22 protein-coding genes are annotated in these 20,681 nt (G+C 39.1%); 2 read left to right on the forward strand and 20 right to left on the reverse strand.

Annotation, left to right across the window (positions count from 1 at the left end):
* Positions 1–65 precede the first annotated feature (65 nt).
* Positions 66–917, reverse strand: coding sequence for an energy-coupling factor transporter ATPase (locus J6O61_RS11200; RefSeq protein ID WP_292213118.1), 852 nt, complete (start codon positions 915–917; stop codon positions 66–68).
* A 121-nt stretch (positions 918–1,038) separates the two neighbouring features.
* Here J6O61_RS11200 and J6O61_RS11205 point away from each other — a divergent pair, with 121 nt between their 5' ends.
* The gene (locus J6O61_RS11205) at positions 1,039–2,040 is read left to right on the forward strand and encodes a M15 family metallopeptidase (protein WP_292213120.1); all 1,002 of its coding nucleotides are present in this window, start codon (positions 1,039–1,041) and stop codon (positions 2,038–2,040) included.
* 324 nt (positions 2,041–2,364) lie between these two features.
* Here the strand turns inward: J6O61_RS11205 and J6O61_RS11210 are convergent, their stop codons facing one another.
* The 6 genes from J6O61_RS11210 to J6O61_RS11235 are packed head-to-tail and all read right to left on the reverse strand — an operon-like array spanning position 2,365 to position 8,713.
* Entirely contained in the window at positions 2,365–3,153 is a 789-nt protein-coding gene (locus J6O61_RS11210; protein WP_292213123.1) for an ABC transporter ATP-binding protein, read from the reverse strand.
* A 32-nt stretch (positions 3,154–3,185) separates the two neighbouring features.
* Positions 3,186–4,214 (reverse strand): FecCD family ABC transporter permease, encoded by a 1,029-nt coding sequence (locus tag J6O61_RS11215; RefSeq protein WP_292213124.1) that lies wholly within the window; start codon positions 4,212–4,214, stop codon positions 3,186–3,188.
* 25 nt (positions 4,215–4,239) lie between these two features.
* Complete coding sequence (locus J6O61_RS11220) at positions 4,240–5,433, reverse strand: ABC transporter substrate-binding protein (protein ID WP_292213126.1); 1,194 nt, start codon at positions 5,431–5,433, stop codon at positions 4,240–4,242.
* 51 nt (positions 5,434–5,484) lie between these two features.
* Entirely contained in the window at positions 5,485–6,663 is a 1,179-nt protein-coding gene (locus J6O61_RS11225; RefSeq protein WP_292213128.1) for a nitrogenase component 1, read from the reverse strand.
* Positions 6,664–6,684: 21 nt separating this feature from the next.
* A complete protein-coding gene (locus J6O61_RS11230) occupies positions 6,685–7,959 on the reverse strand; it encodes a nitrogenase component 1 (protein WP_292213131.1) in 1,275 nt (424 codons plus the stop codon).
* Positions 7,928–8,713, reverse strand: a complete 786-nt coding sequence (locus tag J6O61_RS11235; protein ID WP_292213134.1) for a nitrogenase iron protein NifH — start codon at positions 8,711–8,713, stop codon at positions 7,928–7,930. The genes J6O61_RS11230 and J6O61_RS11235 overlap by 32 nt, the downstream gene beginning before the upstream one ends.
* Before the next feature lie 263 nt (positions 8,714–8,976).
* Between J6O61_RS11235 and J6O61_RS11240 the strand changes: the two genes are divergently transcribed.
* A complete protein-coding gene (locus tag J6O61_RS11240) occupies positions 8,977–9,648 on the forward strand; it encodes a Crp/Fnr family transcriptional regulator (RefSeq protein WP_292213138.1) in 672 nt (223 codons plus the stop codon).
* 42 nt (positions 9,649–9,690) lie between these two features.
* Here the strand turns inward: J6O61_RS11240 and rplQ are convergent, their stop codons facing one another.
* From rplQ to J6O61_RS11305, 13 genes are all read right to left on the reverse strand, one after another.
* Positions 9,691–10,227, reverse strand: a complete 537-nt coding sequence (gene rplQ, locus J6O61_RS11245; protein WP_292213141.1) for a 50S ribosomal protein L17 — start codon at positions 10,225–10,227, stop codon at positions 9,691–9,693.
* 161 nt (positions 10,228–10,388) lie between these two features.
* Positions 10,389–11,345 (reverse strand): DNA-directed RNA polymerase subunit alpha, encoded by a 957-nt coding sequence (locus tag J6O61_RS11250; RefSeq protein WP_292213144.1) that lies wholly within the window; start codon positions 11,343–11,345, stop codon positions 10,389–10,391.
* A 45-nt stretch (positions 11,346–11,390) separates the two neighbouring features.
* Positions 11,391–11,984 (reverse strand): 30S ribosomal protein S4, encoded by a 594-nt coding sequence (rpsD, locus tag J6O61_RS11255; RefSeq protein WP_022772965.1) that lies wholly within the window; start codon positions 11,982–11,984, stop codon positions 11,391–11,393.
* A 139-nt stretch (positions 11,985–12,123) separates the two neighbouring features.
* Positions 12,124–12,534 (reverse strand): 30S ribosomal protein S11, encoded by a 411-nt coding sequence (gene rpsK, locus J6O61_RS11260; RefSeq protein WP_022772964.1) that lies wholly within the window; start codon positions 12,532–12,534, stop codon positions 12,124–12,126.
* A 101-nt stretch (positions 12,535–12,635) separates the two neighbouring features.
* Positions 12,636–13,004, reverse strand: a complete 369-nt coding sequence (rpsM, locus tag J6O61_RS11265) for a 30S ribosomal protein S13 (protein WP_026663745.1) — start codon at positions 13,002–13,004, stop codon at positions 12,636–12,638.
* Positions 13,005–13,192: 188 nt separating this feature from the next.
* A complete protein-coding gene (gene rpmJ / locus J6O61_RS11270) occupies positions 13,193–13,306 on the reverse strand; it encodes a 50S ribosomal protein L36 (RefSeq protein ID WP_013280022.1) in 114 nt (37 codons plus the stop codon).
* Positions 13,307–13,499: 193 nt separating this feature from the next.
* On the reverse strand, positions 13,500–14,882 hold the full coding sequence (locus J6O61_RS11275; RefSeq protein ID WP_292213147.1) for a uracil-xanthine permease family protein: 1,383 nt from the start codon (positions 14,880–14,882) through the stop codon (positions 13,500–13,502).
* 87 nt (positions 14,883–14,969) lie between these two features.
* On the reverse strand, positions 14,970–15,986 hold the full coding sequence (locus tag J6O61_RS11280; RefSeq protein WP_292213150.1) for a TRAP transporter substrate-binding protein: 1,017 nt from the start codon (positions 15,984–15,986) through the stop codon (positions 14,970–14,972).
* Positions 15,983–16,768 (reverse strand): response regulator transcription factor, encoded by a 786-nt coding sequence (locus tag J6O61_RS11285; RefSeq protein WP_292213152.1) that lies wholly within the window; start codon positions 16,766–16,768, stop codon positions 15,983–15,985. Before J6O61_RS11285 ends, J6O61_RS11280 begins: the two co-directional genes overlap by 4 nt.
* A gap of 9 nt (positions 16,769–16,777) precedes the next feature.
* Complete coding sequence (locus J6O61_RS11290) at positions 16,778–18,280, reverse strand: sensor histidine kinase (RefSeq protein WP_292213153.1); 1,503 nt, start codon at positions 18,278–18,280, stop codon at positions 16,778–16,780.
* A gap of 79 nt (positions 18,281–18,359) precedes the next feature.
* Positions 18,360–18,830 (reverse strand): YcxB family protein, encoded by a 471-nt coding sequence (locus tag J6O61_RS11295; RefSeq protein ID WP_292213155.1) that lies wholly within the window; start codon positions 18,828–18,830, stop codon positions 18,360–18,362.
* 21 nt (positions 18,831–18,851) lie between these two features.
* A complete protein-coding gene (locus J6O61_RS11300; RefSeq protein WP_292213158.1) occupies positions 18,852–20,147 on the reverse strand; it encodes a TRAP transporter large permease in 1,296 nt (431 codons plus the stop codon).
* Complete coding sequence (locus J6O61_RS11305) at positions 20,147–20,671, reverse strand: TRAP transporter small permease (protein WP_292213161.1); 525 nt, start codon at positions 20,669–20,671, stop codon at positions 20,147–20,149. The genes J6O61_RS11300 and J6O61_RS11305 overlap by 1 nt, the downstream gene beginning before the upstream one ends.
* Positions 20,672–20,681 lie beyond the last annotated feature (10 nt).

Consider the following 20,681-nt stretch of genomic DNA (forward strand, 5'->3'; position numbering starts at 1 on the left):
TATAGATTTCCTGCAAAATCTGCATTTTGCGCTCACTTCAATCTGCTGCCAAAACAATGCAATAGCTATTTGGACTTCAGTTTTTTTAACTCATCAACCAACTCTTCTCTGCTAAGTATTCCGTCAGGAAGAGGCAAGCCGCTCTTTTTAAGCTCATATGCCAAAAGAGTTACCTGCGGAACACCAAGTCTTAATTCTTTGAGCTTTTCAACCTGCGAAAAAATTTCTCTTGGAGTGCCTTGCATTTCTATGTGCCCTCCATCCATTACAAAAACTTTGTCAGCATAAATTACTTCTTCCATGTAATGGGTTATAAGAATTATTGTGATGCCCTCGACATTATTGAGCGCTCTGGCAGCTCTTATAACATCCTTTCGACCGTTAGGATCAAGCATCGCAGTAGGCTCATCAAGGATTATGCACTTGGGGTGCATGGCGATTACACCTGCAATTGACACACGCTGCTTCTGACCGCCGGAGAGATGGTTAGGAGATGATTTTCTGAATTTAAGCATATCAACTGCGCGAAGGCTCTCTTCCACTCTTTCCCATATTTCATCAGTGGGAACTCCCATGTTCTCAGGGCCAAATCCAACATCCTCTTCTACAACCTGGCCGATTATCTGATTGTCCGGATTCTGAAATACCATTCCGGCTTCCTGTCTGATGTCCCATAAATGAGACTCATCTTCAGTATCCATCCCATCAACAAATACGTGTCCCTCAGTTGGATATAAAAGGGCATTAAAATGCTTGGCTAAGGTAGATTTACCGGAGCCGTTGTGTCCCAGAATAGCAATGAACTGACCGGGCTTTACATCAAGATCGACATTATCGACAGCCCTTGTTATGCCTTCTACATTGCCTTCTTCATCTCTTCTTATATATTCAAATACCAGTTTATCAGTGCGTATCATGTTTTTCACCTGCCATACCGCAACATTATACCATAAATCAAGCATCTGCAATACTTTATCGCATCACTTCCAAAATAAATGTTATAATATATTATTGTTATCAATTTAAGGGGACACTAAAATGAACAATAAATATTTTAAAGATTTTGTGTTATTAGCCGTTGTTATCGTTATAACCGGTGTTTTGGCAAGATTTTTATCCGGAGGCGAAACCCTTGAAGAATATGCTCAAAAAAACTCTGACGCCACTAAAAATATATCAACAGTTGCAGAAACAGAAAGCATTATAGCATCAACAGCTACAGAAGAAACAAAAAATGCTGAAATCTCCCCTGTTTCCGAAGTAACAAACAGTGATAAAGGTTCTCCATCCGAAAAAGAAATAACCAGTGCCGCAGCTTCAAAAGAAATAGCAAGTGCTGAAGGCACCACCGTTCCAAAAGATGCAGATAATGCCGCGATGTCTTTTTCTTCAAAGGAAGTGAAAAGTACTGAAGCATCTTCAGTTGCAGAAGAACCGGGAGGAAGAATTATTTATTCAGAAGGTTTTTACTATGAACCCATATCAAATGAAATATTTGGTCGCATTTCCGGAATATCCTATCCCACAGACTGCAGCGTTCCGCTGGATGACCTTCGATATGTAGTGTTACAGTACGTGGATTTTTCCGGAAACGATCAAACAGGTGAAATGATCTGCAATAAAGCTATTGCTAAAGACATAGTTGAAATATTTTATGAGCTATATATAAGCGGATATCAGATTGAAAGCATCAAATTAATAGATGAATTTGACGGCGATGACACTTCTTCCATGCTTGCCAACAATACCTCATGTTTTAACTATCGTGTCGTAGAAGGAACAACACATCTGTCCAAACATGCCCTGGGCATGGCAATAGACCTCAATCCGTTCTACAATCCATATATTACGTACAACAGCGATGGCACAATCAATATCTCTCCTAAAGGAAGTGAAGCTTATGCAGACAGGGCAGGAAACTTTCCCTACAAGATAGATGAAAATGATCTGGCATTCAAACTATTCAAACAACATGACTTTACCTGGGGCGGCAATTGGAACTCCGTCAAAGACTACCAACACTTTGAACGTTCAAAATGAGCCATGCGCAATAAAAAATAGACTATAGACGTTGAAAGTTTACTTTCATAAGGCTATAGTCTATTTTTTATGGATACGGCGAATGCCGTACAACGAGGAATTTTGCATAGCAAAATTTCGAGTGGAACGCATGGCGCAGCCATAAGCAATAAAAAAGGGATATAGACGTTGAAAGTTTACTTTCATAAGGCTATAGTCTATTTTTTATGGATACGGCGAATGCCGTACAACGAGGAATTTTGCATAGCAAAATTTCGAGTGGAACGCATGGCGCAGCAGTAAGTGACTCTCATTCGCAGAGCGCCCGGCGCAGCTCATACCATTTTAACGGGCAACTTTATAAGGAAATATTGTTTTATATTCTTCGGAGCTGATCTGAAACGAAACAATCTTTGAGCATACATTAAAGAATTGTTGAATATTCTCCTCCGTCACTATTTCATCAGTTTTTCCCATGAGCTGCTGATTATTATAACCAAGCATCAGTGTTGTATCCGAAATTGCCAGTGCATGGTCGGGAAAATGTGTATTAATAAGACAACTCGTATGATATTCGTTTGATATCTTAACAATTGTATCTATTACCCTGAGCTGATTTTTCATATCCAGATTGGATTCCGGTTCATCAAGAATTATAAGTTCCGGCTCAGAAATAAGTGCTCTCGCAATCATTACCATCTGCAATTCTCCACCGCTAAGGGCATTGCAGAACTTATTTGCAAGCTTTTGTATTCCCAGCATCTCCATTATATTTTCAGCTTTCTCATAGTCCTCTTTTGAAGGAACCTCAAAAAAGTTTTGCCTGGAATTAAGTCCCATAACAATTGCATCAATACATCTATAAGAGAAAACTCCCTTTTTTGCCTGAGGAACATATCCGGTTTTTTTCCAGAATTCCTTGTCTGTGTATGAGCTTAGCTTTCGTCCGTCAAGGTAGTTCTCACCACTGTTCCACTTAAGAAATCCCATGATACACTTAAGCATAGTGGTTTTTCCCACTCCATTTGGCCCAAGTACAGTCATTATTGTATCTTCACCTATTTCAAGATTTATATCCTTTAAAATAGTCTTATTTCCATATCCAAAGCATCCGTTTTTTACTTCAAGTTTCATATCGGATTCCTCCATAATTAAAAAGCACGTTATCAGCCACCGGTTTTTCCCATAGTTTTTCTAAGCATAAATCCAAAGAAAGGTGCTCCAATCATTGCTGTCAATATAGACAACGGAAGTTCTGCCGCTGTAAGGCTTCTGGCAATACTGTCAATTATCAGCAAATATCCTGCACCTATAATAATACAGGCAGGAATAAGTCCTCTGTGATCGTCTCCCACTATGAATCTGCCGATATGCGGAATAACCAGACCTATCCAGCCTATAATTCCGCAAAGTGATACAGATACAGCCGTCATAAGGGTTGATACTACAATTATAATAAGTCTCAATAATTCTACATTTACGCCCATGGATATAGCTTCCTCTTCGTCAAGGGACAAAAGATTCATCTTCCACCTGAGCATCATCAAAATAACTGTGCAGGGTAATATAGTACATGCCGCAATAACAACCTTGCCATAGGATACAGATGCAAGACTTCCCATCAGCCATACTGTAATAGCAGGGAGTGTATCCTGTGGGTCAGCCACATACTTTATTAAAGATATAAGTGCCTCAAAAAAAGCTCCAACTATTACACCTGACAGCACCAGCATAAATAACTCAGTCTTTTTATTAACCCTGGATATCATCAAAACAAGCGCTACAGCCAAAAGGCCAAAAATAAGTGCCTGACCTTGAACAATTGCACTGTTTCCCGAAAGTAAAATCCCAAGAGCTGCTCCAAAGCCCGCTCCCGCAGAAACTCCCAGAATATCCGGACTAACAAGTGGATTTCCAAATATACACTGATATGATGCGCCGGAGCAGGCAAGACCTGCTCCGACAATCATGCTCATAAGTATTCTCGGAAGTCTCACCTGCATAACAACATTTTTTATAAGCGGATCGAGTGTTTCATCCATTGTAAGTGCCTTAAAAACATCTTCAAGTGAAATTGCATATCTCCCCACGCAAATTGCAGCAAAGAAAATAATTACAAGTATTAAAATAAGGCAGATAATTTTCAAATGAATTTTCCTGATCAGATCAATATTTTTTGCAGTCTCTTTTTCCATCCGGTCAAATACCTAATTTCTTTCTTTAGTTCTGTGTATCACCTAAAATTTCATTCAGCATCTCATCTGTAAGTTCAAAGTTGTAAACTTCCTTGTAAAACTCTTTTACTTCTTCATTCATATCCATGTCTTCAAAAGCTTCGGGATGCTGTATCTTTGCAAGCCACTTAATCATAAGAGGTGTTTCTACTCCCGGTGGATCCCATCTATATCCGCCAATCGGTATTTTGTAAACCTGTCCGCTTTGTACAGCTTCAACAACTGACCAATCCTCTCCCTCAAGCTTGTTTTCCAAAAGATCTGAAGGCTGCAGTTCAGTGAAATTACCTATGTATATTATTGAAGGGTTCCACTCATAAACCTGCTCCATATTGATATTTAATGCCTCACCTGACAAATCTCCTGCCGGATTGGTTGCACCACTGTGCTCAAGCCAATATGAAGAGAAGCCGGTTCCTGTCACTTTCATATCATCAGATAAAAGAAGTACATTAGTGAAATCTTCTTCTGTAAGATCTGCAAGTGCAGCATCTACCTCATCTACCTGCGCATGGAAATAAGCAATCAGCTCCTGAGCTCTTTCAGGCTTCCCCATCATTGTTGCTATAATCTGAATCCAGGTTTCAAGATCGTCAATTGATCCATATTGAAGTGCAATGACTTTTATTCCTGCATCTTCCATCTTCTTGATTTCATCTTCCATATAGTTCCACTGGAATACTACATCAGGCTGAAGCTTAATGAGTTCCTCAACATTAACAACAAAGCTCGTATCCACAAACTCTGTAGATGCATTTGCAAGTTCAAGGTACATATACTTAAGTGCACTGTCGTTATAGGCAACAATTGAAGACGGGTTACATCCTACCAGATTCTCGTTATTTCCTACTACGGCATAAAAAATATAAGGAAATGGCATAATAGTTGTAACAACCCTCTCAGGAACACCATCAAGCTCGATAGTTTTTCCCAACTGATCGACGATCGTGATTGTTCCGTCAGCATTAACCCTGCTTTCGTTTGAAGTGGCTACCTGTGCCTCCTGACTTGATTCAACAGATGCCTGATCAACTGCAGCTGTCACACTTGCAACGCTTGCAGCTTCTGATGAATCTTCAGTAACTGTAGTTTCCGTTTGGACGCTTCCGCATCCAACAGAACTGAAAAGCATAACAGAACACAAAGTCGCTGCCAGCTTTTTGAAAAAATCTTTTTTCATTTTCTCCTCTTTCCGAAAAGCAAACGCTTTTCAAATATATATTTGATTAACCTAGGACAAAATTTGCCCCAAGATATCATCCATCTCTTTTCCGATAAAATGTACGGACTTATTCCAATAAAGCTTACTTGAAATGGCTACATGCGGTATCTCAACGATTTTCATCGAATTATTGTCTAAAAGATCACCCAATAGCGGATCTCCGACAAGTTTCTCATATTTCCCCGAATCAATAAGATCAAGAAGCATTTCTTCACTTTTTATATCCATATCTCCATCAAGAGCCAGTTCCTTGCGCAGCCCTGTCATAGTTCCAACTACGACATTTATGTCTTTTGTCCTTTTGTTTATATTTCGGCGAATACTGTTTCCAAGAATCTGCTCTCCTACAATCAGGATTGATTTCTTATCACCAAAACCATTTACTTTACCGCTTTCATCCTTTCCAAGTACTCTGTTAACTTTGTCTTTTCTTGTCATTTCCAACATATCAATAAGCTCTTCATCATCAGTACCTGTAAACATTCCTGCCACAAAAGGTATTCCATATTTCTCATATAAATACTTGGCTGTATTAAGTCCCGATTCTGTAACAACAAGATTAACCTGAGCCATGGTTAAATTTTCTATCTGACTAATGCAGGCTCCCATCATCATTTTTCCAACTACTCTATAGCCTAAACTGCCGAGCTTATCATATAAATCATCTGCATTTGAATTAGCTGAAAAATCCAATGGCGTAGTGCCAAGAACATTGATGCCTTTATCAAATTTTTCCTCCGAAGGTTTTATGAACCGCTTAACAACGGCCAGCATAGCTTCGGATACTCCTTTGTTATACAGGCCCAATCCGTTTGTTGAAAAGCCAAAGGCAGGCAGTCCTGTCAATTCCTCAATTTCATGTGCTATACCTTTTAAATCAGAGCCTATTACCATTGGAACGGGACTTCCTATAATTGAATAGCATGTCGGATTTTTATATTCCGATGTCTTAAGAACGTTTTTGATAAGTTTGTCGTCCCTGCCAAGAACTGCATCTATTTCTCTAAGTCCCGAGCAATATACCATGGATTTTGTCCCATACCATCTTGGCTCGTCATATCCTGTATAATTACCTGTACATCCGGATGCATCGTGAATAATACTCATTCCGCCCAAATCGAACATGGCGGAACAAACTCCTGAATAATCCGGTGCAATGGCAGGTAATGTAATCCATAACTGTTCCACTGTTTTTTCCTCTTTTATCTGTTAAACAATAATAATCGCATCATCCAGAATTTTCTTTAAATCTGTGATTTCATCTTTAGTTTCACGCATTTTTTTCAGCAGTTCTATGAGGCCATTGTAGCCAAACAATCCATTCTGGCCTCCTATGTCAACCACATGTTTCGCACCTGATATATAACCTGCACTATAGCCAACCGCCAAATAATCTTCAGACACATGTTCTTCTTCCGTCACCTTTGGATTAAGCGGCTGACGAATCTCCATCTCAGGATAATTTTCCATCACCCATTCATAGTTTTCCTTGTCAGATGGAATCAACAACTGTGAATATATTCTTCTGACATTTAATCCGGCTTCAAGAAGGCATCTGGCAAATTCAAATGGTCTGGTAATAGCTTCCTGATCCACTATGATAGGCATATTTTCCAAATAGTTTCTTGTCAACTCAAGTTCTTTTCTTGCTCTGCTTTCATAGCTTTCAAGTTCAGGACACTCACATCCAAGTTTTTCGGCTATTTTTTCATATCCCGCCCTTATATTCTCAGGTCTAAATGCAATCAGTACTTTCTCATAGGGAATTTGAAGCTTTTTTTGCATATTTCTTGCTGCATATTCTCCTGACGGTGCAATTACAACATTAAGTGCACTTTTTGCCATATCCTGATAATTATCAAAAGACTTATAGTCAGATATGTGCCTTATTTCATCGGCTCCCATTGAAAGTAACACTTCGAATAATTCACTGTTCTTTGATATTTCCTGCAAATTCCCGATAATATTTATGCCTTTGTCTCTGTCATCATTTCTCTCAAGAACTGAATACAGTTTATTCTGCACATTTACAACCGGGGGAACTCCTGTATCTGTCGATGTCGGATTCATGTGACAGTCAATAAATTTTATCCCCGGATACATATCACAAAGTTCAGCCATAAGCGCCTCATGGTCCGTTCCAAGAAGATCGTCTATACAGCTGACAAAAATTCCCATAACTCTTGGTACTCTATTTCTTTTTTTTAAAAAAGAAAGAAGTTCTTCAAGAGCATCTTTAAGCATTTGTTCATAGTCACCGGATACAATTGACTGTTCGGTTAAAAACAAATACGAAACACGCTCTTTTCTGCCATCCATTCTGGCACCAAGCGCTCCATGCCTTCCGCACGCTGCCGGACTTACAAACAAAAAATAACTCTCAGGTATCAGCTGTGCTGCTTTTAATACTCCCCAGCTACCATGGGCAGGAGATGAATAATGAAGGCTTGTTTCAAACACATTGTCTATCAAGCTGCAACTCATAGGCGCTTACCTCCAAAACTTTTTCTGCCAGAGTCCTGTAACAACCTGCCATTCTTGAATCGGGAAGTGCTTCAATAACTGTCTTTCCCTGTGCTTCTGCCTGTTGAACAGCTCCGTCACGCGGAATTACGCATAACACTTTTTCACCCATTTCATTTACGGCTTTTTCAACAATTTCCACTTCGTTTTCTACGTTTCTGCTGTTTAATATAATTCCACCAAGTTTTGCATAACCTCTTTTTCCAAAATTATGAACAGCACTGACTATATTGGATGCTGCATAAAGAGCCATCATCTCGCCTGAAGTTACGACAAGTACATGATCAGCATATCCTTCTCTTATAGGCATAGCGAAGCCACCGCAAACCACGTCTCCAAGCACATCATAAAGCACAATATCCGGTTTATATATATCGTATGCTCCCAGTTCCTCCAGCTTATCGAAAGCCGTTATTATGCCTCTTCCTGCACAACCGATTCCCGGTGTCGGTCCTCCGGCCTCTACACAGAGGATATCGCGAAAGCCCTTGAAAACAATATCGTCAAGCTCAACTCCTGTTGGGCCTTTATCTCTAATCTGATCAAGAACTGTGGGTATCTTTACTCCATTCATCAAACATTTTGTTGAATCGGATTTGGGATCACAGCCAATCTGCATTACCTTATATCCGGCATCTGCCAATGCCGCAGATAAATTTGAAGTTGTGGTGGACTTTCCAATGCCACCTTTGCCATATACAGCAATTTTTACCATAAGTTTCTCCTCTTTAATCAATAGTTTTTATCTGACAAAATCCAGTCAGAAGCGGATACCTTAACAGACCAAAAGACGGTCATAAAAGGTAACCGGTTACTTTTTTGTATATAAAACTGCAATAAAACATCACTCCAAATCTTGTATATAAGCGCTTTTTGTATTAAAATATCGGAGTAGAATGTTAGCTATTGCTAACCACTGACAAGATTATCAAATATAGAAAGAATAATATGTTGCCTACGCAACACTTTTTGATTTTTATGGAAAACATTCAAGAACTGGGAAAATGCAGACTTTTTAAAGATATAGATTTTTCTGATATAGATTTACTTTTAGAAAAATCAGACTACTATATCAAAGAATATCTGAAAGGAGCTGACATATATCCCGCAGATTCACCAATCAGCCATGCAGGAATAATATTATCCGGAGAAGTCGATGTATTGCACACCTCGATACACGGAGATGAGGAAATTGTAGGAAGGGATTGCAAAGGGGATATAATCGGACCGGCTTTTTGCATAACAGGAACCTGCAACGATCTGTCTCAATTCAGAGTCAGGAATAATGTAATAGTTTTCTTCTTTAATATTAACAAAATACTGGAAAATCCGGTTTGTTCCGAATACTATTCGATATTTATAAGAAATCTGACAAACATATTGGCTTCTAATAATATAATCCTTAATCGTAAGATCAAGCTATTAACAAGGCGCTCCCTTAGAGAAAAGCTGATGGTATATTTTATTCATCTGTCTGATATGGCCGGCAGTAATAGCTTTGAGCTGCATTTTACCAGAGAAGAACTTGCAAGATATGTCTTTTCCGAGCGTTCATCTGTTTGCCGGGAGCTTGGAAAAATGCAGGATGATGGACTTATAAAGGTAAACGGCAATATTATCACAATTTCCAATGACTTTTCATTCACATAAAAAGGGACTAGCAAATACTAATCCCTTTTAAAAAACTCTGAATTATACTAACTCAAGAACAACCATCATAGCTGCATCGCCTTTTCTCTGGCCAATCTTAACGATTCTTGTGTATCCACCCTTACGGTCTGCATACTTAGGACCATACTCATCGAAAAGTTTTGCAACAAGGTCGATTTCCTTAGTATTTCTCTTTCTTCCCTTATTCTCCTGTGGAACTTCAACTACAGGATAAAGAGTCTTAAGAAGCTGTCTTCTTGCGTGCATACGTGAAGGCATATCTTTCTTGATTTCCTTCTTAACAGTTGTATACTTTGTAACCTTCTTGCCATCTACAACTTCTTTTACTCTCTTACCGTCTTTGTCCTTTTCAGGAACCTTGCAATCAACTGTAAGTGTCTCGAAGTTGTCCTTCTCTTTAGCTGCAAGAGTGATCATAGGCTCTACGATCTTCTTGATTTCTTTTGCTCTTGCTTCTGTGGTAATAATCTTACCATTGTAAAGAAGTGCTGTTACCTGATTACGAAGAAGTGCTCTTCTAGGTTTTGTTGCTTTTCCAAGCTTTCTGTACATTGCCATTGTTTTAATTCCTTTCTCATCTGCAGGTTTCCCCTGCCAGTTAACATGAGGAAATGCTCATCGGTCTTACTTTCCGGATGCTGTTAATGTTACTATGAGAACCCGGACCGGTACACATCGGCTTTATCCGGTCCGGATATTCATTTAAATGATATTAGTAATTATTCGCCATCTGCTCTGAGTGAAAGTCCAAGCTCATCAAGCTTAGCAAGAACTTCCTCAAGTGACTTACGGCCAAGATTACGAACCTTCATCATATCATCAGGAGTCTTGTTTGCAAGTTCCTGAACTGTATTGATTCCGGCTCTCTTGAGACAGTTGAATGAACGAACTGAAAGTTCAAGTTCATCAATAGACATCTCAAGAACCTTACCCTTCTCATCATCTTCCTTCTCTACCATAACTTCTGCAGTCTTGGCATTCTCGGAAAGATCGATAAAGAGGCTAAGATGCTCTGAAAGAACCTTAGCTGCAAGGCTTACAGCCTCGTCAGGAGTAAGTGTTCCATCAGTATGAACATCAAGTGTAAGCTTATCAAAATCAGTAACCTGACCTACACGTGTATTCTCAACAGTTACGTTTACTCTCTCTACAGGAGTGTAGATAGAATCGATAGCGATAACTCCGATTGGAAGATCGCCTGTCTTATTCTTGTCTGAGCTTACATAACCTCTTCCTTTAGTGATGGTAAGCTCCATATAAAGCTTAGCATCTTTTCCGGAAAGTGTAGCGATTACCTGATCAGGATTCATAATCTCAATATCCTGATCTACCTGAATATCAGAAGCTTTCACAACACCTTCACCATTGAACTCGATATAAGCTGTCTTTGGTTCATTTGTGTCTGAAGAATTCTTAATTGAAAGATTCTTGATATTCATAATGATCTCAGTTACGTCTTCCTTAACTCCGGGAATAGAACTGAACTCATGCAGAACGCCTTCAATCTTAACCTGACTAACTGCTGCTCCAGGTAATGAAGAGAGCATAATCCTGCGAAGGGAATTGCCCAGTGTAATACCGTATCCTCTCTCAAGAGGCTCCACTACGAATTTACCATACTTCTTATCATCTGAGATTTCAGCAACTTCAATATTTGGTCTTTCAAAATCAAACACTGATATACCCTCCTTAAGTGGTTTGTTAACAAGTTAATTATATCATTATTTTGAATACAACTCGACGATAAGCATTTCGTCAACCGGTACGTCGATAACTTCTCTTGAAGGAAGTTCTTTTACTGTACCCTTAAGGCCTTCCTTGTTAACATCAAGCCATTCAGGAACAAGTCTTCCTGCTGTGATCTCTGAAATATCCTTGAATCTCTGGATATTCTTAGCTGCTTCTTTAACTTCGATTACATCACCAGCTTTGATAAGGTATGAAGGGATGTTGATCATCTTGCCATTAACAGTAATGAACTTATGAAGAACAACCTGTCTTGCTTCTCTTCTTGTTCTTGCAAATCCCATTCTGAAGATTACATTGTCAAGTCTGCTCTCAAGAATTGTCATAAGGTTTGAACCTGTCTGACCCTTCATTCTGTCAGCACGAACATAGTAATTTCTGAAAGGCTTCTCAAGAACACCGTAGATGAATTTAGCCTTCTGCTTCTCACGAAGCTGAAGTCCGTACTCACTCATCTTCTTACCAGCTCTAGCTGATGTTCTCTTTGACTTCTTGTCATATCCAAGAAATGTTGGATCCAAATCAAGTGATCTGCATCTTTTTAATACTGGAACTCTGTTTACTGCCATTTTTTGGCTCCTTTCTTTTTCTCAGATCGCCATTTGCTCTCTGATGTTGTTTACAGTGTTATGCACCTTCGTCCAACGAGTTATAGTTTACACATCTATATGCACATGTAACTGCTTATAATCGTGATAGGATCACCGATTATACTCTACGACGCTTAGGTGGGCGGCATCCGTTATGTGGTACAGGTGTTACGTCTGTGATAGATGTAACTGTAAGACCGCTTGCAGCAAGAGCTCTGATTGCAGCTTCTCTTCCTGATCCCGGTCCCTTAACGAATACATCAACAGTCTTAAGGCCATGTACAAGTGCAGCCTTAGTTGCTGTCTCTGCAGCTACCTGTGCAGCATAAGGAGTAGATTTCCTTGAACCCTTAAATCCCAGACCGCCGGCACTTGCCCAGCTAAGAGCATTTCCTGCAGCATCTGTCAAAGTAACGATTGTGTTATTGAAAGATGACTGGATATGTGCCTGTCCGTGTTCAACGTTTTTCTTGACACGCTTTTTTGCAGCTGCTTTCTTTGCAGCTGTAGCTGATTTCTGATTTGCCATTTTAAACTAACCTACTTTCTTCCTATAAATACTAGTTGTAATGTTACTTTATGAATCTGCCATGCACAAATTCATCCGGTCCCAATAGCCTCTGGAAAGAATTACTTCTTCTTATTAGCGATTGTTCTCTTTGGTCCTTTTCTTGTTCTTGCATTTGTCTTAGTTCTCTGACCACGGCAAGGAAGTCCTCTTCTGTGACGCATTCCTCTGAAACATCCGATCTCAGTAAGTCTCTTGATGTTCATAGCAACTTCTCTTCTAAGGTCACCCTCTACCTCGTAGTCGTTACCGATGATCTCGGCAATTCTCTTTACTTCTTCGTCTGTAAGATCACGAACACGTGTGTCCGGATTTACTTTTGCTGCCTCAAGAATCTTGTTTGAGCTTGTTCTACCGATACCGTAGATATATGTCAAACCGATCTCTACTCGCTTATCTCTAGGTAAATCTACACCTGCAATACGAGCCATTTTAATTCCTCCATTTACAAATAAATAATAGTTTAATGAGAAGCTTTACTCCTCCTGCTCCGGTAATCTTGTCCAGAGCTGTTACTTGTTTGATTGGGGCTTTATTGCCCAATCGGACAGTACTTAATCCGATCTTTCCAATACGCAATTCATTATTGGTATCAAAAAGTAATCCGAAACGGCTCGAATTAACCCTGTCTCTGTTTGTGCTTAGGGTTGTCACAGATTACTCTGATAACGCCCTTTCTCTTAATAACCTTGCACTTCTCGCACATAGGCTTAACAGAAGACCTAACTTTCATTGTTTCTCCTTTCCTGCATGGTAACAGAATAATGCCTGAAAAAGGGCACACTATCCCCTTTTCCTAAAAAGACCATTTGATATCATAGCATATATTAATTCAATAATCAACATGTTTTTACAAAAAAAATACCAGGATTCCGATAAAAATTTTCTACCGAAATCCTGATAATATATTATTGCAGCTGAGCCCTTCAACCTACTTCTTCATGATTGTTAAAGCTTACGCCTCTGTTTATGTCTCCCTTATGATTTATACCAAAGTCATAATCATTTCCCGGTAAAACAGCATTAAGTATAATTCCAAGAAGTGCTGCTATTGCAAGTGAAGTAAGTGTTACAGGAGTATTTCCGATTGTGAAAGTGATTCCATCTGAAAAACCAAGTCCTGACACAAGTATAACTGCCGCAACAATGAGGTTTCTTGATTTTGTAAAATCAACTTTATTCTCAACTACGTTTCTGACACCGATTGCTGAAATCATTCCGTATAGTATAAAGCTGATGCCACCGATGATTGCTGTAGGCATTGTTCCAATGATATCTGAAATCTTCGGAATAAAGCTTACCACTATAGCATAAACAGCTGCAATCTCAACAACCTTAGGGTCATAAACCTTGGAAAGTTCAAGAACACCTGTGTTTTCACCATATGTTGTATTTGCCGGACCGCCAAAAAGTCCTGCTATTGCTGTTGCAAGTCCATCTCCAAAGAGTGTTCTGTGAAGTCCCGGATCCTCTATGAAATTTTTGTTTGTAGTTGCAGATATAGCTGAAATATCTCCAACATGCTCCATCATTGTAGCAATTGCAATAGGTGCCATAACAAGTACTGCTGTAAGATCAAATTTGGCAATTTGGAAAGGTGGAAGACCAACCCAGCTTGCTTCTGCCACAGGTGCAAAATCCAATATTGCACTTCCATCTGCATTTGTGAAGCCAACAGCATTCATTATAAGAGCGACAACGTAAGATATTACTACTCCCATAAGAATAGGAATAATCTTGAACATTCCCTTGCCCCATATATTAAAGAAGATAACAACGAAAAGTGCTACAAGAGCAAGGAACCAGTTTGCAGAAGCATTTGACACAGCGGAAGGTGCCAATGAAAGTCCAATACAGATAATGATAGGGCCTGTAACTACAGGTGGAAGGAAATGCATAACCTTCTTAACTCCAACAATTTTAATAACTATTGCAAGGATAAGATATAAAAGTCCCGCAACAACAATACCACCGCATGCATAAGGAAGTTTTTCTCCATATGTCATATCAGCATATTTTCCACTGTTTAAATTAGCTACTGTGGCAAAACCACCTAGAAATGCGAATGATGATCCCAGAAAAGCGGGAACCTTGAACTTAGAAAAAAGATGAAACAGAAGTGTACCGATACCGGCAAAGAAAAGTGTAACCTGAACCGAAAGTCCTTCCCCATTAAAATAACCATTAACTAAAATCGGAACTAAAATAGTGGCTCCAAACATTGCAAACATATGCTGCAATCCCAAGAGCGCCATTTTGGGTTTTCCCAACGTCGTGGCATCATAGATAGCCTGTCTTTTTTCTCCCATTTTTCTCCTCCTAAAAAAGGTATTTAATTTTTTCCTCGGCTAGTATATCATTTACTGCCTGACAAATAAACCGTTTTTTTCAAGATTTTAGTATTCCGATATTTCATTTATCAGTTCCATTTGATTGCCGCAATATTTCTCATATACGGTCGACATTGCATTTCTGAAACGAGCCTTTTCAGATTCTGAAAGTTCTATAACCGTCACACCGTTTTTCTCAGCGTTTTCTCTCGAAGACTTTTCACTCTCCTGCCATAATTTTCTTTCATATAATGACGATTCTTTGGCACAGTCCAGTATAATCTGCTGATCCTTCTCATCAAGCTTATCCCATATCACTTTGGAACATATCTGAAGTTCAGGAACTCTGGTATGCTCATCCACAGTATAAAATCTTGCTACATCATAATGCTTCATAGCATCATATGATGGCCAGTTATTCTCTGCGCAGTCCACAATTCCCTGCTCAATGGCTGAATACACGTCAGAATACACTATTTTCACAGGATTGGCCAAAAGTGCCGAAACCATGTCTGCCATCATATCCGATTCCTGAACTCTTATATTTAAGCCTTCCAAATCCTCCAGTTTCCTGATTGGCAAAGTGCTGTAAAAATTTCTGGCACCCGCATCATACCATGAAAGTCCAACTATTCCTATGTCTGATGTTTTCTTTAAAAAATCATCACCTATTTCCCCATCAAGGACACGCCACATATGTTCAGAATCCTTATATAAATACGGAAGCTGTAATATATTCATTTCAGGCTCAAACTCAGCAAGTTGGGATAATGATACTCTGGCAAAAGAAACTCCGCCGAACTTTAGCTGTTCAATAACCTGCATTTCACTGCCAAGCTCTGCATCGCATTTTACTTCTATCTTGATTCTCCCACCTGATCTGACATAGACAAGATCAGCAAATTTACGGGCTCCCATGGTTGTAGGATAATCATCTGTCTGATTTTCAGCATAAAGCAAAACATATTCCGGCATATTCCCATATACGTCCTTATTGGCCCAGAAAAAGAGCCTTCCCCCTACTATTATCACTATTATGAGTGCTGATAAAAATATCAAGCCATATCCCAATCTTTTTTTCATTGACCTAATACTCCGATTCTGTATTCGCTTGGTGTCTTACCAACCATACGTTTAAAAAGTCTTGTAAAATAATTGGCATCTCTGTATCCGGCCTTTAATCCCACATCTTTTATATTAATCATGGGATTGGCCAAAAGCTCTTTGGCCTTACTCATTCTGTATTCATTCAGATAAGTAATAAAGTTCTTACCAAAATTCTGTTTGAACAATTTGCAAAAATAAACATCTGAATAGCCAAGAAATCCTGCTATATCCTGAAGCGCAATATCTTCGGCATAATGCCTGCTTATATATGAAGATATTTCGTCAATAAGTGCCCCCGGGCGATCCGAAGTGCCGGTCAAAGCCTCGCCTTCCATGTCTCCTTCAGCATTGTTTTCTGAAAAAAACTCTTTTCCTTCCAAAGACCTGTCACATATTCTGAAGGCTTCTTCCAATACATTTATAAGTTCCTCATCAGATCCGGGCTTTAGAAGATAATCCAGTGCCCGTACTTCAATAGCTCTTTTTGCATAACTGAACTCATCAAATGCTGTCAGGAATATAATATTGCTTTTCCTGTCTTTTTCTTTTATCATCCAAGCTGCATCAAGCCCATTCATCCCCGGCATTTCTATGTCTAAAATAGCTATCTGACAGGCATTTTTTCTGTATTCTTCGACGGCCTCAATTCCATTTTCCGCCACAAATACTTCCACCCTGTCAGAAAAAAATTCTTTTATTTTTTTATTTATGACCCTGCGCTCAATAGGTTCATCATCCGCCACAAGTATTCTGTACATTTCATCTCCCTAAATTTCTTTTCCTCTCAATGGAATATCAATTTTCACTACAGTTCCCACGTCCGGCCGGCTTTCGATATCAAGCTTTCCGTCCTCGTACATAGCCCTGATTCTCCTGTTTATGTTACCAATTCCGATTCCGACAACATCACTCGGGCTTTGATTTCTCTCATCATCAAACAGCCTCTTTTTGATTTTCCACAACATGATTTCATCGATTCCAACACCGGAATCTCCGACCTCAATCAAAAGTCTCTTCTCTTTTTGTCTTACCCTTACATATATCTTTCCGCCCTCTACTTTTGGTGAAATACCGTGAATGATAGCATTTTCCAAAAGCGGCTGCAACGTAAACGTCGGCACCACAACAGCATTTTCATCAACATCTGAATCGACTTCAAAATCGACTCTGCTCCCAAATCGCATCTTCTGAAGGTACATGTAATCTTTGGATATCTTTAATTCCTGGGCCAGTACAGTTTCTTTTGCCTGAGTCTTAAGATTGTATCTGAAAAGCGAGCTTAAGGCCTCAATCATCTGTTCTGTAGTGTGAGCATCTTCAAGATTGGCTGTTCCTGCAATCACGTTTAATGTATTGAAAAGAAAATGTGGATTAATCTGGTTTTTTAGTAGTTCAAGGTTCATAGTTTCAAGCTGTTTTTCTATCTCAAGATTCTCCATTTCCTGAGCATGAAGCCGGTCAAGTGCTTCTCTTTTTTCCTCAAGAGCCTTGATATATTCGCCTGTGGCAAATTTCATTTTATTAAAAGCAGTAACAAGCTCTCCTATCTCGTCCTTATTATCAACATGTATATCATCAATAAAAAAGTCATTGGCAGCTATTTTCCTCGATGCACCTGCAAGCTTTAATACAGGGACAGTAATTGACCTGTCCATCATAACTGATATTTCTATTATTACAATAAAGACAATTACGCCGAGTGCTGCCACCAAAAAAGGAATACTGACAATTACAGGCACAAGCTCCTGATATTTGGCATTTCCTTCTTTCAGAGTTATGTCTACAAAGCGCTGCGCATACTGGGCAAGATATTTTTGCATTCCGTAAACTTCGTACAGTTCACTTATATGCATATTATCGGTTTGAAAGTCATTAATTACCTTATCCCGTTTATTGCAGTATTCACTGTAAGCTGTCTTTAATGCAAATAAAAGAGCATATCTCTCTTCCCCAAGCCTTTTGTAATCAAGAGTAACTTTGTGTATTACTCTCCAGGTTCCACCCGCACTTGCTTCCCACTCTATGGTGTTGGCAGGATCTGAGCCGTGCACATATTGATCAAATACTTCAATCTCTCTGTTTAACGAATTGATGATTTCCCCGCTTTTGGCATTGTCTTCCATAATATCGTTGAAATCCATCAGAAAGAGCTTAATTATCCACACACAAAATAAAAGCGCTGCCAGGATTGCCACAAATACACTTCCAGTAAACACTTTTATCTTATTTTTTATAGTCAGATTTTTCCAGATATTTCTTATCTTTTTCATACATCCACAACACAATAAGGAGACAACGTTATATTTACCAAAAAATTATAGCGCTGCCTCCTTAAAAAAACTATTATATCTATGCTGTTATTTTAGAACAGAGAAAATCATAAAAAGCATCTTTCTCTTTTCCCAGTACCCTGTCAGTCAGCATATACCCATGTCTGTCATCTGACATTATAATAATCATGTTCTTTCTTTTTATGGCATTTGATATATTTTTCCACTTAATGTTCTGAGTCTGTCCACCTGTTTCCACATGAAGCCCTTTGTCATTAAAGGTTAACTCAATGTCTTTTGTAAGAGCCTCAAGCTGTTTTACGCTCATCCCATAGGTTGCAAGAGGCTGTATCACCGGGAAAAGAATACATCCCAAAACCAAAAAGCTCTTAATGATGCCGGAACTTGCACCCCAAAACCTGATTGTCAAAAGAAAAAGTGCCACAGTAAACACTATATTCACAATTCCAACCACAGACTTGTAAGTTCTAAGCATAGCCATTTTCCATAGATCTGATGCTTTAATATCACAAATATACTTATATTCCATAAAAAGCCTTTCAAATAATCATTATTTCATCAACAGATTAGGTAAAAACATACTTATTTCAGGGATAAAGGTCAACAACAATAACACTACTATCATACAAAGATAAAATGGCAATGTTGCTTTTACTACTTTTTCCATTTTAACCTTACCCACAGCAGAACCTATGAAAAGAACCGCTCCTACAGGAGGAGTCAAAAGTCCTATACCGCAGTTTAAAATTATCATTATACCAAACTGTATCGGATTGATTCCGATTGAAGTTGCAATAGGTAAAAGAATAGGTGTTGCAATAAGGATAATTGGTGCCATATCCATAATGCATCCAAGTACCAGCAAAATAACATTTAAAAGCAGTGCAATAAGTATTGGATTTCGTGTAAGTCCTATAATAGCATTTGCAGCAAGATCAGGAACATGCAGCGTTGTCAGGCAGTAACCGAAAATACTTGATGTAGATATAAGTATGAGAACAATTGACAATGTATCAACGCACTGTTCAAGTGTCTTCCATACCCCTTTAAAATCAAGTCCCTTATAGATAAAAACACTTACAACAAGACTATAAATTACTGCAACAGCCGCTGATTCGGTAGCTGTAAAAATTCCACCGACAACACCTACTACAACGATAACTACTGCGGCCAGCGCCCAGAATGAAACTCCGAGCTGCTCAATGAATCTCTTTATGCTAAATGCATCTCCCTTAGGATAATGACGTCTCTTTGAAATAATATAAGATCCGATCATAAGAGATGCTGCGAGAAGTGCCCCCGGAAAATATCCTGCAAGAAACAGACTTCCGACAGATACGCCCCCTGCACTCATAGCATAAATAACCATATTATGACTGGGAGGAACCAGTAAACCTTCGCAAGATGAAGTTATTGTAACCGCAGTTGAAAAGTCATCGTCATATCCCTGTTCAACCATCATAGGGATCAAAATACTTCCAAGAGAGGCAGTATCTGCAGCTGCAGAACCTGATATTCCTCCAAAGAAATAGGAAGCTACTATATTGACCATTGCCATGCCGCCGGTCATCCAACCGACGCAGGCATCCGCCAAAGCAATAAGCTTTTCTGATATTCCGCCTGTTCCCATAATGCATCCCATTGTTATAAAGAATGGTACCGCCATAAGTGAAAAAGAACTAATTCCCTTTACCATCTGCTGACAAACTGTTGTAAGGGGAAGTCCCTGATACAACAGGCAAAGGATTGAAGATAAGGCTACTGCATACGCTATCTGAAATCTCAAAAAGATCATTATCAAAAAGCTTATGAGTAATATTGCAATTGCTGTAGAATTAGCAGTCATTACTTATTTCCCTCCTTTACAAAAAAGCTCTTAATATGATTGTAGATTGCCTCAACCTCGAAAATGATCATCGCAAGTCCGGCCACAGGTATCGGAAAATACATCCAAAACCTGGAGAGCTTAGGAAGAGAAACATACACTCCTTTGCTTCCGATTGTAGAAGCATACTGCCATCCAACAATAAGCATTACAAATGCCAAAAACATGATGCAGACATCTGATAACAGATCCAGTATCTTGATCAGATTATTTGGCAAGTATCTGTCAAGAGCAGTCATTCTGATATGCGCACCTCTTCTTATTGCCAGCGCCGCAGACAAAACTGCCATGTAAGCCATAAGCGTAAGTACGATTTCCTCAGTCCAGGAAGGATCGGGAATAAAAGGAATATATCTTCCCAAAACGCTCATGCTCGTAATAATAATATCTGCAATCAACAGCAGTTTACAGATAAAAAGCATAACCTTATATGTCACATCATATACAGGCTTGATTTTATCAACAGTTTTAAAAAATGATTCCATATTTCCCCTT

Source organism: Butyrivibrio sp., from assembly GCF_017635265.1.
GTDB lineage: Bacteria > Bacillota > Clostridia > Lachnospirales > Lachnospiraceae > Butyrivibrio.